Consider the following 16091-nt stretch of genomic DNA (forward strand, 5'->3'; position numbering starts at 1 on the left):
TCCCACAAACCTGGTAGGTAATAGCAACTATCTACTCCATCCTTTCCTGTATTTCCTATTGACTTACTAGGTATGAGCGTCTCACAGTCGAGCCGAGCACTCGCACTCCCGAGAAAGGCGTCCGGCGTGAGCAACGAACACCCCCCGACCGTCGCCGAACACACCCGTGCCGCGTTCAACGAGGACTGGGCCGCCACCATCGTCGGCCTCGTCCTCCTCGTGCTGGTCATCACCGGCGTGATCCCGACGGGGCTGGTGCCGTGATGAGCAGCGAAGCCGCCGCCCCCACCGCGACGAGGGCCACGGCGTGGCAGTGGCCCGCCCTGGGCGTCCTCACCGTCCTCGTCCTCGCCGCCGGCACCAGAGCCCTGGAGAAGGGCGTGCCCGAGTGGTTCGCGGGATCCGACCTGGCCAAGGCGATCGAGTATCCCGTCTACGCGATCGTCCTCGGCCTGCTCGGCAACGCGGTGCTCACCGCGACCGGGCTGCGCGACCGCCTGGCCGCCGGCTTCCGCACCGAGTTCTTCATCAAGACCGGCCTCGTGCTCCTCGGGGCGTCGATCAACCTGAAGGTGATCGTCACGGCGGCCGGTCCCGCGATCGTCCAGGGCATCGTGCTGATCAGCGCGGTGTTCCTGTTCACCTGGTGGCTCGGCGGCCGCCTCGGCCTGGACGACAAACTCCGGGCGCTGCTGTCGGCCGCGGTGTCCATCTGCGGCGTCAGCGCCGCCATCGCGGCGGCGGGAGCCGTACAGGCCAGGCGCGAGCAGCTCGCCTACAGCGCGAGCCTGGTGATCGCGTTCGCCCTGCCGTCCATCTTCGTCCTTCCGGCACTGGCCTCGGCCCTGGGACTGAGCCCGGAGGTGGCCGGCGCCTGGATCGGCGGCAACATCGACACCACGGCCGCGGTGACCGCGGCCGGCGCCCTCGCCGGAGAGAACGCGCTGGCCGTCGCCACCATCGTGAAAGTCACCCAGAACGCCCTGATCGGCGTCGTGGTCGTCTTGCTGACCGCCTGGTTCGCCTTCAGGATCGAGCGCCGTCCCGGCGCCGAGCGGCCGGGCGCGGGCGAGCTGTGGCGGCGGTTCCCGAAGTTCGTGCTCGGCTTCGTGGCGGCCTCGGTGGTGACCACGTGGTATCTCACCACGGTCGGCGCGGCCGAGGGCAAGGCGGTCGTCGGCGTCGCCAACGACCTGCGCACCTGGTTCCTCATCCTGGCCTTCGTCAGCATCGGCCTGGAGTTCCGAGTGGCCTCGCTCCGGGAGGCGGGCTGGCGTCCGATCGCCGTCTTCGCCGCCGCCACCGTGGCCAACGTGCTGCTGGCACTGGGGCTCGCCACGGTCCTGTTCAGCGGCTTCACCGTCACCTGAGCCACCGGCCCAACCATCCGAGCACGCCGCCCTCGCCCTCCTCCGGCGCCGCGTCGTCGTCCGGCAGGTCGTACCAGTGCGTGTCCCCAGGAAAGAGGTCCGGCGGCGTGCCGGGCTCGCGAATCGCACTGTGCTCATCGATTCGCTCGCTGCGCTCACTCATGACGCCGCTCCTGCCGGGACCGCGCTGGAACCTTCCGCCGCCGCGGTCCGGGCGGCGTCCAGCGCCCTGCGGGCGTAGGCCCGGACGTCGGCGTCGGAGTCGCCGAGAGCGGCGTGCAGGGCCGCGGCGACCTCGGGCCGGGCCGCCCACCCGGACAGCGAGAGGACCGCGGCCTTGCGCACGTCGAGGTGCGGATCGGCCAGCGCCGCCACCAGCGGCCCCACCGCCTGGGCAGGGTCGGCGGCGGCCAGTCCCCGCGCCGCCCCGACCCGCACCTGCCAGGCCGGGTCCGCCAGAGCCCGTACGGCCGTCTCCGCGAGGCCCGGCTCCCTATGGGCGGCCTGGCCGATCCCGGAGAACGCCTCCAGGGCCGCCGCCCGGACGAGCGGGTCGGAGTCCGCGGCGAGCCGCGCGACGGCGGGGGCGCCGTCCGGCAGGCCGATGACGCCCAGCCCTCTGGCCGCCCAGACGCGGACCTCCCGGTCCCGGTCGCCGGCGGCGAGCGCCACCCGCTCCGCGTCGTCGAGCGCGACCAGCCCCCTGACCGCCTCGATCCGCACCCGGGTGTCGGCGTCGCCGAGCGCCGCCTCGAACAACGCGGCGTCACCGAGGCGCAGCGCCCGCAGGACGTCGAGAACCGCCGCCCGGACGACCGGGTCCGCCGCTCCGCCCTGTCCTTCTCCGGTGTAGCCGACGAGCGCGCGGAGCGACGCCCCGAACTCGGCGGTCGCGGGCAGCACCTCGACGAGCTCGCGCAGCCCGGTGGCGGCCGCGCGCCGCACCGTGCCGTGCGGGTCGGCGAGGGCCCGGATGAGCGCGGACTCCACCCCACGGGGCGCGGTCTCGGTCAGCGTCGCGACCGCCGCCCTGCGGACCTTGGGATCGATGTCCTCCAGGTAAGGGGTGATCTGGTTCAGCGCCGGCTCACCGTCGGCGAGCCGCAGGAGTTCGAGGATGCGCGGCGAACGCCCGATCGCCTCCACCGCGAGCCGGCCGCCCGCCCTGCGCCGCGCCGGCCCCGCCGTGCCGTACGCGCCGAGCAGGACGGGCTCGGCCTGGCGGGGTACGAAGCCCTCGACGGGCACGAGGTAGGGCTCGACCGGGCGCTTGACGAACTCCATAGCCCCGGCGGGGTTCTTGCGCAGGTTGAGGTGGTAGAGCCACTCGTCGTCGTCCCTGCGGGGCAGGTCGGCGCGATCGTGGTAGAGGCCCCACCTGCTCTCGGTACGCAGCAGCGAGGACCTGGCGGCCATCTCGGCGCAGTCCCTGATGAACGTCACCTCGGCGCAGCGCATCAGCTCGTGCGGGGTCCTGGCGCCCATCGCCGCGATCTCGTCGCGCATCCGCTCGAACGTCTCCAGCGCGATGTCCAGCTTCCTCGCGGTCTTCGGCGGGGCGACGTAGTCGTTGACGAACCTGCGCAGCTTGTATTCGACCTGCTGCTGCGGCGGGCCGTCGGGGTGGCGCAGCGGGCGGTAGATCAGCTCGTGCGCGTCGGCGATCTGGTCATCCGGCAGGCCGTCCGGCGTGCGGTGGTGCTCGGCGGCGTGGGCCCCCGCGAGGTCGCCGAACACGAACGCCCCGATCATGTAGTTGTGCGGCACGCAGGCCAGGTCGCCCGCGGCGTACAGGCCGGGGACCGTGGTGGCGCCGTTCTCGTCCACCCAGACGCCCGAGGCCGAGTGACCGCCGCACAGGCCGATCTCCGAGATGTGCATCTCGACGTCGTGGGTGCGGTAGTCGTGCCCGCGTCCCGCGTGGAAGGTGCCCCGGGTGGGGCGCTCGGTGGTGTGCAGGATGTTCTCCAGCGCGGTGAGCGTCTCGTCCGGCAGGTGACTGGTCTTGAGGTAGATCGGGCCGCGGGCCGAGGCGATCTCCCCGGCCACCTCGGCCATCATCTGGCCCGACCAGTAGTCGCAGTCGACGAACCGCTCCCCCTCGGCGTTGACCTGGTAGCCGCCGAAGGGGTTGGCGACGTACGCGCAGGCCGGGCCGTTGTAGTCCTTGATCAGCGGGTTGATCTGGAAGCACTCGATGCCGCTGAGCTCCGCGCCCGCGTGGTAGGCCATCGCGTACCCGTCCCCGGCGTTGGTCGGGTTCTCGTAGGTGCCGTAGAGGTAGCCGCTGGCGGGCAGGCCGAGCCGCCCGCAGGCGCCGGTGGCGAGGATCACGGCCCCGGCGGCGACCGTGACGAAGGCGCCCGATCGGGTGTCGAACCCGGCGACGCCGACCGCACGGCCCTCACTGGTCAGCACGCGGACCGGCATCACCCGGTTCTCGATGCGCACCTTCTCGCGGATGTCACGGCGGCGCAGCACGCGGTAGAGCACCTTCTTGACATCTTTGCCCTCCGGCATGGGCAGGACGTAGCTGCCCGAGCGGTGGACCCGGCGCACCGCGTACTCACCGTGCTCGTTCTTCTCGAACTTCACGCCGTAGCGCTCCAGCCTGCGGACCATGTCGTAGCCGCGGGTGGCCGTCTGGTAGACCGTGCGCTGGTTGACCACCCCGTCGTTGGCCCTGGTGATCTCGGCGACGTAGTCCTCGGGGGTGGCCTTGCCGGGGATGACCGCGTTGTTCACGCCGTCCATGCCCATCGCCAGCGCGCCGCTGTGCCGTACGTGCGCCTTCTCCAGCAGGATGACGTCGGCGCCGCGCTCGGCGGCGGTGATCGCGGCCATGGTCCCGGCGGTGCCGCCGCCGACCACCAGGACCTCGCATGCCAGATGTGTGCGGTCCGCCGGGGCAGGGATGTCCATTCAGAGCTCCTCGATGATGCGGGCGCGCAGCCCGGTGCGGTCGATGTCGGGGGTGCGCGGGTCCGGCACGCGCAGGACAGTGCCGATGCCGCCGTGTTCGCCGCGCTGTCCGCCGCGCTGTCCGCCGGGCTGCCGGCCGCGCTGCCCGAGCACGACGACGCGGTCGGCGAGCAGCAGCGCCTCGTCCACGTCGTGGGTGACGAAGACGACCGTGGCGAGGGTGTCGCGGAGCACGTCCAGCAGCAGGCGCTGCATCCCGGCCCGGGTCTGCGCGTCCAGCGCGCCGAACGGCTCGTCCATGAGCACCGCGCGCGGCGCGCCCGCCAGCGACCTGGCGAGCTGCACCCGCTGCCGCATGCCGCCGGACAGTTCCCGGGGCAGGCGGTCCTCCCAGCCGGCGAGGCCGACGCGGGCGATCCAGCTCTCGGCGGCCGTCCTGCGCTCCCGCTTCGGCACGCCGCGGATGCGCAGCGGCAGCTCGACGTTGCGCAGGACCGTGCGCCAGGGCAGCAGCGCGTCGTCCTGGAAGACCATGGCGCGGTCGGGCGATGGCCCGGTGACCGGCACGCCCTCGGCCAGGACCCGGCCCGCGTGCGGCGCCAGCAGTCCGGCGATCGCCCGCAGGACGGTGGACTTGCCCGAACCGGACGGGCCGACGATCACCAGGACCTCGCCGGGGGCGATGTCGAGGCACAGGTCCTCCAGCACGGCGTGCCGCCCGTAACCGAGGGACACACCCTCCAGCCGGACGGCGAGCCCGGCGTCCACCTGCGGGGCCGCTGCGACGGAAGCGCTCATCGGACGTTCCCTCCCGCGCCCCGGTCACCACGGGGCAGCCATCGGGTCAGGCGCCGGCCGAGCAGTTCGATCGAGGCCGACGCGACCCAGCCGAGCACGCCGATCGACGCCATGCCGACGAGCACCGCCGGATAGTCGACCACCGTGTAGGCATGCCAGGTGCGGTAGCCGACGCCGAACTCCCCGGAGATCATCTCGGCGGAGATCACGCAGATCCAGGCGACGCCCATGCCGACGGACAGCCCGCCGAAGACGCCCGGCAGTGTGCCCGGGAGCACGACGTTCCACAGCACGTGCGCGCGCCCGCCGCCCATCGTGCGGACCGCGTCCTCCCACAGCGTCGGCAGGGCCCGTACGGCGTGCCGCGTGCTCACCATGATCGGGAAGAACGCCGCGGCGAACGTGATGAACACGATGCCCTGCTCGTCGGTGGGGAACACCAGGATCGCGATCGGGACGAGGGCGATCGCCGGGATCGGCCGGACGACCTCGACGGGCGGCAGCAGCACGTCGCCGGCCCATCGCGACCGCGCGACCAGGACGCCAAGGGCGATGCCGGCCACGGCCGCCAGCGCGAACCCGGTGAGGATGCGGATCAGGCTCTGGGCCAGGTCGAGGTAGTAGATCCGGGTGCCGAGCTGCCGGCCGAGCTCCGCCGCGACCTCGGCGGGCGAGGGCAGGCGGTCGAACCGCAGCCCGACGCGGGCGTCCGCGGTCGTCAGCCACTGCCACACCGCGACGACGGCCGCCAGGGAGGCCAGCCTGACCGCCCACCTGCGCAGGCCTGCCGCCGTTCTCGTCCGGCCCGTCGCCGTGCCGGCGTCCGCGCTCTCGACTGCGGGGGCACCGGAGCCGATCGTCGCCTCCAACGCCGGAGTGCTCATCGCGACGCACCTCCTGCTGCCGCCTTCGGCTCCCCCGCCGCCGCCTTCGGCTCCTCCGCCGCGGCCTTCAGCGCCTCGTCGTAGCCGACGACTCGCGCCCGGGGGTGCTCCTTCACGTACGCCTGCGCACCGTCCCGGGTGGTGAAGGGCGCGAACCGCTCGTCGTCGTCCACCGAGGGGTCGAGCACCCAGACCGACTTGTCCGCGAACCAGTGCGTCCCGGTGGCCGCGTCGGGTACGTAGGCGGCCCGCACGGCCCTGCCGCCCGCGGTGGCGGCGGCGATCTGACGCAGCAGGCAGGTGGGGGTGGCCGCGGGGCGCAGCCGGTCCTCCCCGGCGAGCCAGAGCTCGCCCGCCTTCGCCGGGTCGCTCACGGCGGTCCCGCAGGCCTCGTCGGTCCCGGTGATCCTCGCCGCGTTGACGGTGCTCGCGGTGCCGGCGTCGTAGGAGGCGCCGTACGCCTTCCTGATGAAGGAGTCGTTCGCGAACGTCGTCACGTCGACGTCGGTGAAGTCGGCGCCGATGATCTTCAGGTACTTCTCGTCGTGCCGCAGGGCGGCCAGCAGTTGCGGCTTCACGGTCACGTCGAACGAGGCGATGCCGTCGCGGCCGTTGTAGAGGTAGACCACCTCGGGCGGCAGTCCGGTGGCCTCGGCGACCGCCTCGGCCGCCTCCACCGGATGCTCGTGGAGGTAGTTCGTCGCGTCGATCTGGGCCTGGAGGAACGCCTGGAGCACGTCGGGGTGCTCCTTGGCGTACGCCTGCCGTACGACCACGCCGTGGAACGTCGGCTCGCCGAGCGCGGAGCCGTCGTAGACGAGCCGGGCCTGGTCCTTGAAGACGAGCAGTCCCGGCCAGGCCACGAACTGGGCGTATCCCTGCACGTTGCCCGACTGCAGCGCGGACGCGCCGACCGGCGGCTGCTGGTTCACGACCTCGACGTCGGTGGCGGGGTCGAGCCCGGCCCGCTCCAGCGCCTGGACGAGGGTGCCGTGCCCGGCCGACCCCGAGCTGGCCGAGACCTTCTTCCCCTTCAGGCCGGCCAGTGTCTCCACGTCCGACGACGGGGGCACGACGACCGCGTTCAGCCCGCCGCGCAGGTTGTAGCCGGTCACCGAGACGAGCTCGGTCCGCGCGGAGGGCACGCCCTGGGTGCGGGAGGCGTTGATGAGGAGCGGGTAGTCACCCATCGACCCGATGTCGATCTTCCCGGCCACCATCTTGGCGGTGATCGGGGCGCCGGTGTCGTAGTCCTGCCACTCGACCCGGTATCTGCCGCCGAGGCGCTTTTCGAGGTAGCCGAGGTCGCGCAGCAGGGTCCCGGCCGTGACCGTGTTGATGGTCTTCGACTGGTATCCGACGACGACCGTCTGCCTGCCGTCGTCGGCGCCGGCGGACACGGAGCACCCGGCCGCGGCCAGCAGCGCCACGGCGGCGAAGAGCTTACGCATGGGGGGTGTCCTTCTATCGGAGCAGGTAGGGGATGTTCACCGTGACCGCGTCCGCGGGGCATCGGTCGGCGCAGGGGCCGCAGTACCAGCACTCGTCCACGTGCATGTACGCCTTGCCGCTGACCTCGTGGATGGCCAGCGAGTCGAGCGGGCACACGTCCACGCACAACGTGCACCCCTCGATGCACAGCGACTCGTCGATCGTGACGGGCACGTCGGCGCGGCTATTGACCAGGGTCATCGGTGTTCCTCCAGAGATGGCCACGCATGGTGAGGCGGTCGCCGCGGAACCGGACGAACTCCAGGTCCACCGGGCGGCCGTCGGACAGGTGGGTGAGGCGCTCGACCATCAGCAGCGCCGCGCCGGACGGCGCGTCGAGGACGGCCGCGGTGTGGGCGTCGGCGTTCACGGCCTCGATCGTCAGCTCCGCCACGCCGAGCGGCTGGCCGGCGACCTCTTCCAGCAGCACGAACACGTCGTTGTGCACGAGGTCGGCGTCGAAGAGCGGCTCCCCCATCTCGCGGACGAGATAGGTCAGGTCGAGCGAGAGCGGCAGCCCGTTGAGCCTGCGCAGCCGCTCCACGTAGACGACGGACTCGCCGGGCGGCAGGCCGAGCCGCCCCCGTACGGCGGCCGGAGGCGGGATGAGCCCCATCGCCCGGACCTCGTTGGTGACCTCTCCGTGCTCACGGAGGGTCTCGGCGAGGCCGAGCAGCCGGTGCAGGCCGTGCGGGTACTTCTCCGCGGCCACCGTGGTGCCGACTCCCGGGCACCGCTCGATGAGGCCCTCGTCACGCAGCAGGTCCAGGGCGTCCCTGATCGTGTTGCGCGAGGTCCCGAACTCCTGCGCGAGGGCGGACTCCAGCGGCAGGTGACCACCGCCGAATCCGCCGTGCACGACCTCCCGCCGCAGCAGGTCGGCGACCTGACGGGCCCTGTCCGCCCGGCGCCGTCTCGCGTCCGCCAACTCCATGAGGCAAAAGGCTACTCTTCCGGTAGGAATAGCGGAATAACGGCGCGATTACGCCACTCGGAAAGGTCGTCGAACGCGCTCGACCTGCGGCTTCCTGCCGATACCGCCGACAACCGCCACCCTCGCGTACGCGCCGACGACCCCCGGGAAGGTCAGCCCGCGACGATTCAGGCGGCGAAGAAGCGGTCGGCGAAGGCCTCCCACTGGGCGAGGAAGTCGATGCCGTCGTCGCGCAGCCAGTTGAGCTGCAGGCCGTCGAGGAAGGCGAGCAGGTCCACGGCGGCCGCACCCGGATGGGGATGCCAGGCCAGCAGGTAGCGCTCCAGCATGGCCCGGCCCTCGCGGAGCCGCGTACGGAAATAGGCGTGCGCGGGATGTGCGGGGTCCAGCGCCTCGGCCGACAGCACGGTGTACAGCTGCACGAGCGAGCGCTGCGCGAGGTTGCGGCGGACGAATCCCGACATGACGGCTCGGGCGGTGGCCGCGTCGGGCGCCGGTTCCAGCGTGCCGACCACGCTCGTGAGGTCGAGCGTGTCCCGGCGTTCGAGGACCGCGATGAGCAGCTCCTCGCGGGAGTGGAAGTGATGCAGCAGCCCCGCCTTGGTCATGCCGCAGGCCGCCGCGAACGCCTCAAGGGTGACGCCCTTGAACCCGGAGGCGGCGATCAGCTCGGTGGCCGCCTGGAGGATCTCCTCCCGGCGCTCGGCGAGCGGCAGCCGGCGCCGTCCCGGTGCGGGGGTCATGCCGTCCTGGCTCCTGCGAGACGGGGGGTTGATTCGATCACGATACCAGCCTAGGTTATCTACCGTTTGGTAGATAGCGCTGTCGCGCCTGTTCAGAGAGTTGTGTGCGCATGTCGACGCCCTCTTCTCCGACCCCCTTCTCCGACGCCGTCGCCGCAGTGCGTGCCGGGCGGCCCCTGGACGAGGCGGTCGACGAGCTGTTGTCGCAGCTGACCCGGGAAGAACGCCTGTGGCTGCTGGACGGTGACCTGCCGTTCTGGCAGGGCATGGCCGACATGATGACCAACGGGTACAACCTCACCCCCTACCCGATGGGCCGCGTCGAACGGCTGGGCATCCCCGGCCTGTTGTTCTCCGACGGCCCCCGCGGCGTCGTGATGGGTGAGTCGACCGCGTTCCCCGTCTCCATGGCCCGCGGCGCCACCTGGGACGTCGAACTCGAAGAGCGCGTCGGCACCGCCATCGGGCTCGAACTGCGCGCCCAGGGCGCCAACTTCTTCGGCGGCGTGTGCGTCAACCTCCCCCGCCACCCCGCCTGGGGGCGGGGCCAGGAGACGTACGGCGAGGACCCGATGCTGCTCGGCGAGTTCGGCGCGGCGCTCACCCGCGGCGTGCAGCGCAACGCCATGGCCGTCGTCAAGCACTACGCGCTCAACAGCATGGAGAACGCCCGCTTCTCGGTCGACGTCACCGCCGACGAGGCCGCCCTGCACGAGGTCTACCTGGCGCACTTCCGCAGGATCGTCGAAGAGGGCGTGTCGGGCGTCATGACCGCCTACAACTCCGTCAACGGCGAGTGGGCCGGGCAGAACGAGCACCTGATGGAAGGCGTGCTCCGCAGCATGTGGGGCTTCGAGGGCGTCACCGTCTCCGACTTCATCTGGGGCCTGCGCGACGCCGCCGCCTCGCTGCGCGCCGGGCTCGACGTGGAGGAGCCCTTCCGCCAGCAGCGCGCCGAGCACCTGCCCGCCGACCTGGAGTCGGGCCGGGCGAGCTGGGACGACGTCGACCGGGCGGCCCGCCGCATCCTCGCCACCCAGCTGCGCCACTACGCCGCCCTCACCGAGCCCGAGCCCCCGCTCGACGTGGTGTTCAGCTCCGAGCACCGCGCGCTGGCGCGCGAGGTCGCCGCCCGCGCCATGGTGCTGCTCAAGAACGACCCGGTGGGCGAGACGCCTCTGCTCCCCCTGCAGCGGGACGCCCTCACCTCCCTGGCGGTCGTCGGACGCCTCGCGGACGTGGCCAACACCGGCGACAACGGCTCCTCCGACGTACGCGCCCCGGAGGTGATCACCGCGCTGCGCGGCCTGACCGAGGCGCTCCCGCAGGCCCGGATCACCCACGTGGCCGACGACGACCCGGCCGCTGCCGCCGCCGCGGCCGCTCAGGCCGACGTCGCGGTCGTCGTCGCGGGCTACACCGCCGCCGACGAGGGCGAGTGGATCGGCGGGGACGTGCTGACCGATCCCGAGCTGCTGGCGCTGTTCCCGCCTCCCGGCGACGACCCCGCGGGACAGTCGTTCGCGGCCTTCATGGCCCAGCCCGGCGCGGTGGACTCCATCAGCGGGGGAAGCGCCGGCGGCGACCGCGCGAGCCTGCGGCTCCGGCCCGTCGACGCCGAAATCATCCGGGCCGTGGCGGCGGCCAACCCGCGCACCGTCGTGGTGATCGTCACCGCGGGGGCCGTCATCACCGAGGAGTGGCGCGACGCCGTACCGGCCGTGCTGGTCTCCTGGTACTCCGGCTGCGAGGGAGGCCGGGCTCTGGCCGACGTGCTGCTGGGCGAGGTCGACGCCGCCGGACGGCTGCCGTACTCGATCCCGGTCGCCGAGGAGCACCTGCCGCACTTCGACCGCGACGCCACCGCCATCACCTACGACAAGTGGTTCGGACAGCGGCTGCTGGACCGGGACGGCCACACGCCGGCCTTCCCGCTCGGGTTCGGGCTGTCCTACACCGGCTTCGCCCTTACCGACCTTTCCGTCAGCGCTCCCGACGGCGACGCCTTCACGGGCGTCGTGACCGTGACCAACACCGGCTCGCGCGCGGGCCGCCACGTCGTGCAGCTCTACGGACGGCCCACCGGGATCGACGCGGCCGCCGACGACTTCCCCACCCGGGTCCTGCTCGGCTTCGCCACCGTCGACCTCCCGGCCGGGGCGTCGGCCCGGGTCACCGTGCCCGCATCGACCAGGCCCCTGCTGAGGTGGACGCCCACCGGCTTCGTCCCCGCCGCGCCGTCGGCCGAGATCGAAGCCGCCTCCTACGCGGGCGATCCCGGCGCCGCCGTTTCGACGCTCACGCTGTGACGGCGGCGGCCGGCGCCGCCGCGACCGACGGGTGCGGCCGGACCGGCCGCACCCGTCATGCCGAGACGACCGGCCTGCCACCTCCGCGCACGCCAGGTGACCGCGGGCGCGCCGTCAGCGCTTCTTCAGCAGAAGCTCGGCGTTGCGGTCACCGGGCAGGCCCGCCAGCCCGCCCCGGAGACCGGGTGAGTTGAACGAGAGCTCCCGATAGAGCGCGGCCAGGCCGCTCTGCGACAGGTCGGTGAAGTCGGTGCGGTGCGGCGCGGCCGACTCCACCAGCGTGGTGAACAGGGACAGCGTCCCATCGTGGTTGTCGGCCAGCTCGACGACCCTCGCCAGCTGCGGGTAGTCGACGTGGGAGGCGGTGGAGATCTCCCAGAAGCCGTCATGCGGGACGATCCTGTTGAGGTGGGAGTGACCGTTGATCCACGCGGCCACGTTGCGGTGCTTCCTCAGCACCGCCAGCAGCTCCTGCCCGCCGTGGCGCTTCTCGTGCGGGCGGGCCGGATCGGGGGCGAGGTTGGTCATGGCCCAGCTCGGGTGGTGGCTGAAGATCAGCGCGATGTCGTCGGCGTGCATCTTCAGGGTCCGCTCCAGCCAGGCCAGCTGCCGGGTGCCGACCGATCCGCGGTAGTCGCCGCCGCGGTCGGTGGTGTCCAGGCTGATGCCGACGACCCCGTCGGCGATCCGGAAGGAGTAGTCCAGGCGGCCGCTGTCGAGGTTGTCCCGGGTGTAGCCGTGGCCGACCGGTCCCGAGCCGGTGTACGCCGGGTCGAGATGAGCGGCGACGTAGGCGTGCGGGCTCACGGGGGCGCGGCGCTCGTCGGGGGTGACCGTGCGGGTCTTGCTCCTGTGGTGCTTCCAGGCGGCACGCAGGCCGGCACCCGTGGGGTCGCCCCGGCGTAGTGCCCGGTAGACGGCGCCGGCCTCGGAGGCGGGCAGGGCGAACAGCTTGCGCGAGCCGGTGGCGAGGTCGGCGAAGAAGCCGCCGGCCGCGGAATAGGCGCCGCCGAACAGCTGGTCGTGGTTGCCGATGGTGGAATACCACGGCACGGCCAGGCCGGGGCTGCTCACCTCGCGGGTGGCAGCCTCAAGGAAGCCCTCCAGGTGAGGGAACCCCACCCGCTTGTCGACGTCGCGCACGCCGGACTCGGGCTGCCAGTAGAGGCCCAGGCCGGAGCCCTGCACGCCCTCGTACGCGCCCGGGTCGCCGGTGTTGGGGGTGAAGCGCCCGCCGGTCATGGCGGTGAGGAACCACTCCAGCTCGATCCGGGAGTTGTTGTCGGTGTTGTCGCCGGTGGTCATGACGAAGCCGATCGGCGCCCGGGTGGCCGGGCCGTACCGCAGGCTGTTGACCTGCTCGATCAACGAGACGGCTCCGACGGCGGTCAGCGCCTCCTGCGGACGCCAGGAGCCCATGTCCGCGGCGCGCAGGAACTCGTAACGCTGCGGGCTCTGCACGTCGGTGATGTGCAGGTCGGTGAACTGGACGAAGCAGGCCAGCGCCGTGCGGCGTCCGGCCCTGTCCTTCTTGGCCCTGGCCAGTTCTGTGCGTGTCACCCGCCGCCAGCCGGGGCCGTCGGACAGCCGGCGGTATCCGCCGGCGCCGTGCGGTCTCGCGACGGTGTGGACCGTCGTCATCAGCGTGGCGGCCGACGGTGTCACGGTCGAGGAGGCGGCCTGAGTGGAGGACAGTGCGAAGTCCAGCGCGACCCCGGTGGCGGTCGTTCCGGAGGCGAGGAGGAAGGCGCGGCGGCTGAGGGCGGGATCCATGATGCTCCCCGGTGGCGGCGAGGCGAACGTCCACCGGGAATGTTTGACAGCGGGAATGACCGCCGCCCTAACACGGCTGAAACGCTGTCCGGCCATATGTGGCCGAGAAACAGCCGTATGGGAGTTGGACGCCTGGTGGCAGCGGGCCGGTAGCCTGCCGCTTTCCCGCCGTTCGAGTTTCCCGCCGTTCGAGAAGAGCGCGGACCCGGGTTCACGACACCGCGGCCCGGCCGAGGAGCGTGATCCGGAGGCGAACAGCTGACAACCGATCTTGCTCGTGCCACGTCTCCTGTAGGTCCCTACGTCACATCAGGAGTCGGCGTTGCGTATCCCTGCCGTGGTCTCGGTCGTCTTCGCGGGTTGCCTGGCGCTGGCGAGCCCGCCGGCCCACGCCGCCCCGCTCAGCATGGAGCGGAGCCTGCGCGTGGTCGCCGAGGTCGTGGAGTACGAGTGCACCACCGATGACAATGCGGCGGAGAAGCAGGACGTCAAGATCAACATTGAGCTGACCATGCCGGACGACGCCATCGCGGGCGAGCAGATGTCGATCGGCTGGCGCGGAACGTACGCCACGGGCAGCGAACTGCGGGCACCCACCGACGGACTCGGCACCGTCAAGGTGTACGCCTACGCGGCATTCACCGGGATCGAGAACCTGACATCCGCCACCGGTGTGAGCGAGCCCGTGAGCGTCGCCGCCGGGCAGATCATTCCACTGCCGCAGACCGGACTCACCTTGAAGACGACCTCGCCCAACGCGGGCACGGCGACGGTGCGTCCGGCCGCCGTCAACATCGGGCCCTCGCCCACCGCGCCGATGATCCAGTGCGAGGTGCGGGATGCCACGACCCTGACCACCTACACCCTGACCGTGGCCCAGGACGCCCAGACGAGCCCCACTCCCTCTCCGGACGGCGCCGTCGCCGGCCCCAAGCCGACCCGCACCGTCACGGCCACCGTGACGGCCTCCGAGTCGGACGCCGAATCGGACGCCGGATCGGACGAAGACGGCCTTGAGCGGGATGCGGGGGCGGCCCAGGAGGTGGACACGACCCCGGTGGGCGGGGCCGCGACCGGAGGCGGTGGCGAGGCCGGGCCGGACGGGCGGATGTACGTGCTCACCGGCCTTGCGATCACCCTCGCCGCCTGCGCCGGACTCCTGCTGCGCCGTCGTCTCCGGTCACGGTGAGCGGGCCGGTTCCCGCGACGCGTACGTCCCGCCAGGTCAGGCCGGCCGCGACCGGGCCGGGCGGCAGCCGCCGGCGTACGGTCGCCACATCCAGCAGGCGGCGCGGGGGTGGTCAGCCCTTGCTGTGCCCCGGGTTCCGGCGCGCGACGTACAGGCGGTTGCCCTGGGGGCCGGTCCACTCCAGCCGTACGACGCCGGGCACGGCGGCCTCGCCGATGCGCGACGGGTCGGCCCAGTAGCCGACGTTGGGGTTGCGGAAGAACGTCGCCCACAACTGGCCGCTGCGATCCACGAAGATGTTGTTGTGGCCGGCGCCGACGCCCAGGGTCCACCGCTTGGAGTAGGGCCCCTCGAACCTGTCCGCGACGGCGATGATCGCGTCGTACTGGTACTGCACGCGGCCGGCGGCGGCCGTGTCGTAGGCGTAGCGGGTGCTGCCGTCGGACTGGACCGACGACCGGTCCCACGCCGCGTGGACGAGGTAGTACTTGCCGCCGTACTTGAACACGTACGCGCCTTCGAGATACGGCTCGGGCGCGTAGGGCGTCTGCTGGAACTGCGGCAGGTTCGTCGTCGGGATGATGTCCTCCATGTCATCCCGGAACTTCGCGTACAGGTTGTTGTGCAGCACGAGCCACGCCGCGTCGCCCTCGCTGAACAGGCCGCCGTCGATGTGGTGGTAGGCGCCGGGCTTGATGAAGGCGGGCCCGCCGATGAAGGAGTCGCCGAAGGGCTTGTCGTGGTTGCCCTGGATCAGCCGGTAGGGGCCCTCCACCCCGCCCTCGCTCACGAGCATGAACGAGCCGACCTTCTGGGAGTGGTCGCCCATGCACGCGACGATGTACCACTTGCCGCGGAAGTAGTGCACCTCGGGCGCCCACGCGTTGCCGCGCTTGCCGAACTGGTCGTCGTACCAGTACTCCTGCCAGGGAGCCACCACCGTGCGCCCGGGCCGGTTCTCGCCCACGAACTCGGGCGACCACACCTTGCCCTTCTCGGCGTCCGGCCGGATGCCGGTGGTGTCGGCCAGCTTCCACGGCCCGTGCAGGGATGTGGCCGTCCACACGAAGATGCCGTCGTTCCACGGGCCTGCCGCCGCGAGCCCGGGCACCCGGGTGGTGCCGGTGGCGACGTAGATCGGACGACCGCCGACGTCGAAGCAGTTGACGTAGGTGTCCCGCATCCAGACCCGGCCGAGCTCCTCGTCGCGGGGGCGCAGCTCCAGCGGGAGGATGAAGGAGTTGTCGTCACGCGGCCACAGGTCCTCGCGCGTGTCCGCCAGGCCGTAGGGCGCGGGCTCGGGCCAGTTCGACGGGTATCGCCCCTTCGGCGCGCCCCCGTTCGGCAACTCCTTCGGGTCCGCGTGCGCGGCGGTCGCGGGCAGCGCCGCCGCTCCCAGCAAGCCCGCGACACCGGCCAGCACGGACCGCCGGCCCACGTACAACCCGTTATCGGCACCGGTCATCAGTAGCGTCCTCCTTTTCACGCAGTCCACGCAGTCGACGCAGTCCACACGGTCCACACAGAACGTGGGCGCCCTGCCGGGAGGACACGGTAGTAAGACTCATTCCGACAGTGAACAGACGACAAAAAGGTTCTCGACGGGCCGGATCGGGCCCGGATCCGCCGGGCATTCTCCCTGCCTCGCACCGGCACTTCCTGCCGCCGTGGACGCGAA

The 16091-nt window shown here is 72.0% G+C and carries 14 protein-coding genes; 4 read left to right on the forward strand and 10 right to left on the reverse strand.

Annotated features, from left to right (window positions below; genetic code table 11):
- Positions 1 to 126 precede the first annotated feature (126 nt).
- Together BXA11_RS43740 and BXA11_RS32905 are read left to right on the forward strand one after the other, a co-directional pair.
- Complete coding sequence (locus tag BXA11_RS43740) at positions 127 to 264, forward strand: hypothetical protein (RefSeq protein ID WP_167769290.1); 138 nt, start codon at positions 127 to 129, stop codon at positions 262 to 264.
- Positions 264 to 1370, forward strand: coding sequence for a YeiH family protein (locus BXA11_RS32905; RefSeq protein WP_076440838.1), 1107 nt, complete (start codon positions 264 to 266; stop codon positions 1368 to 1370). The genes BXA11_RS43740 and BXA11_RS32905 overlap by 1 nt, the downstream gene beginning before the upstream one ends.
- On the opposite strand, the gene BXA11_RS43465 is transcribed toward BXA11_RS32905, so the two are convergent.
- The 8 genes from BXA11_RS43465 to BXA11_RS32940 all read right to left on the reverse strand — a co-directional run bounded on the left by BXA11_RS43465 (position 1363) and on the right by BXA11_RS32940 (position 9142).
- The gene (locus BXA11_RS43465) at positions 1363 to 1533 is read right to left on the reverse strand and encodes a hypothetical protein (protein ID WP_159454882.1); all 171 of its coding nucleotides are present in this window, start codon (positions 1531 to 1533) and stop codon (positions 1363 to 1365) included. The two genes, BXA11_RS32905 and BXA11_RS43465, sit on opposite strands and share 8 nt — an antisense overlap.
- Positions 1530 to 4292 (reverse strand): fumarate reductase/succinate dehydrogenase flavoprotein subunit, encoded by a 2763-nt coding sequence (locus tag BXA11_RS32910; RefSeq protein ID WP_076440840.1) that lies wholly within the window; start codon positions 4290 to 4292, stop codon positions 1530 to 1532. Before BXA11_RS32910 ends, BXA11_RS43465 begins: the two co-directional genes overlap by 4 nt.
- Positions 4293 to 5090, reverse strand: a complete 798-nt coding sequence (locus BXA11_RS32915) for an ABC transporter ATP-binding protein (RefSeq protein WP_076440842.1) — start codon at positions 5088 to 5090, stop codon at positions 4293 to 4295. It abuts the gene before it with no gap.
- Positions 5087 to 5974: an ABC transporter permease gene (locus BXA11_RS32920; protein WP_076440843.1), complete on the reverse strand. Its 888-nt coding sequence runs from the start codon at positions 5972 to 5974 to the stop codon at positions 5087 to 5089. Before BXA11_RS32920 ends, BXA11_RS32915 begins: the two co-directional genes overlap by 4 nt.
- Positions 5971 to 7425: an ABC transporter substrate-binding protein gene (locus BXA11_RS32925; RefSeq protein ID WP_076440845.1), complete on the reverse strand. Its 1455-nt coding sequence runs from the start codon at positions 7423 to 7425 to the stop codon at positions 5971 to 5973. Before BXA11_RS32925 ends, BXA11_RS32920 begins: the two co-directional genes overlap by 4 nt.
- Before the next feature lie 13 nt (positions 7426 to 7438).
- Entirely contained in the window at positions 7439 to 7666 is a 228-nt protein-coding gene (locus BXA11_RS32930) for a ferredoxin family protein (RefSeq protein WP_030510254.1), read from the reverse strand.
- Positions 7650 to 8399 (reverse strand): GntR family transcriptional regulator, encoded by a 750-nt coding sequence (locus BXA11_RS32935; RefSeq protein ID WP_036408000.1) that lies wholly within the window; start codon positions 8397 to 8399, stop codon positions 7650 to 7652. Before BXA11_RS32935 ends, BXA11_RS32930 begins: the two co-directional genes overlap by 17 nt.
- A 167-nt stretch (positions 8400 to 8566) precedes the next feature.
- The gene (locus BXA11_RS32940; RefSeq protein WP_076440847.1) at positions 8567 to 9142 is read right to left on the reverse strand and encodes a TetR/AcrR family transcriptional regulator; all 576 of its coding nucleotides are present in this window, start codon (positions 9140 to 9142) and stop codon (positions 8567 to 8569) included.
- A gap of 110 nt (positions 9143 to 9252) precedes the next feature.
- On the opposite strand from BXA11_RS32940, the gene BXA11_RS32945 reads away from it, so the two are divergent.
- A complete protein-coding gene (locus BXA11_RS32945; protein WP_076440849.1) occupies positions 9253 to 11451 on the forward strand; it encodes a glycoside hydrolase family 3 protein in 2199 nt (732 codons plus the stop codon).
- Positions 11452 to 11565: 114 nt separating this feature from the next.
- On the opposite strand, the gene BXA11_RS32950 is transcribed toward BXA11_RS32945, so the two are convergent.
- Positions 11566 to 13224, reverse strand: a complete 1659-nt coding sequence (locus tag BXA11_RS32950; RefSeq protein ID WP_076440851.1) for a TIGR03767 family metallophosphoesterase — start codon at positions 13222 to 13224, stop codon at positions 11566 to 11568.
- A 322-nt stretch (positions 13225 to 13546) separates the two neighbouring features.
- Here BXA11_RS32950 and BXA11_RS32955 point away from each other — a divergent pair, with 322 nt between their 5' ends.
- Positions 13547 to 14413, forward strand: coding sequence for a hypothetical protein (locus BXA11_RS32955; RefSeq protein ID WP_143734667.1), 867 nt, complete (start codon positions 13547 to 13549; stop codon positions 14411 to 14413).
- Between the two features lie 112 nt (positions 14414 to 14525).
- Here the strand turns inward: BXA11_RS32955 and BXA11_RS32960 are convergent, their stop codons facing one another.
- Positions 14526 to 15878: a family 43 glycosylhydrolase gene (locus BXA11_RS32960; protein ID WP_076440855.1), complete on the reverse strand. Its 1353-nt coding sequence runs from the start codon at positions 15876 to 15878 to the stop codon at positions 14526 to 14528.
- Positions 15879 to 16091 lie beyond the last annotated feature (213 nt).

It is taken from the genome of Microbispora rosea (assembly GCF_900156315.1).
Classification (GTDB): Bacteria; Actinomycetota; Actinomycetes; order Streptosporangiales; family Streptosporangiaceae; genus Microbispora; species Microbispora rosea.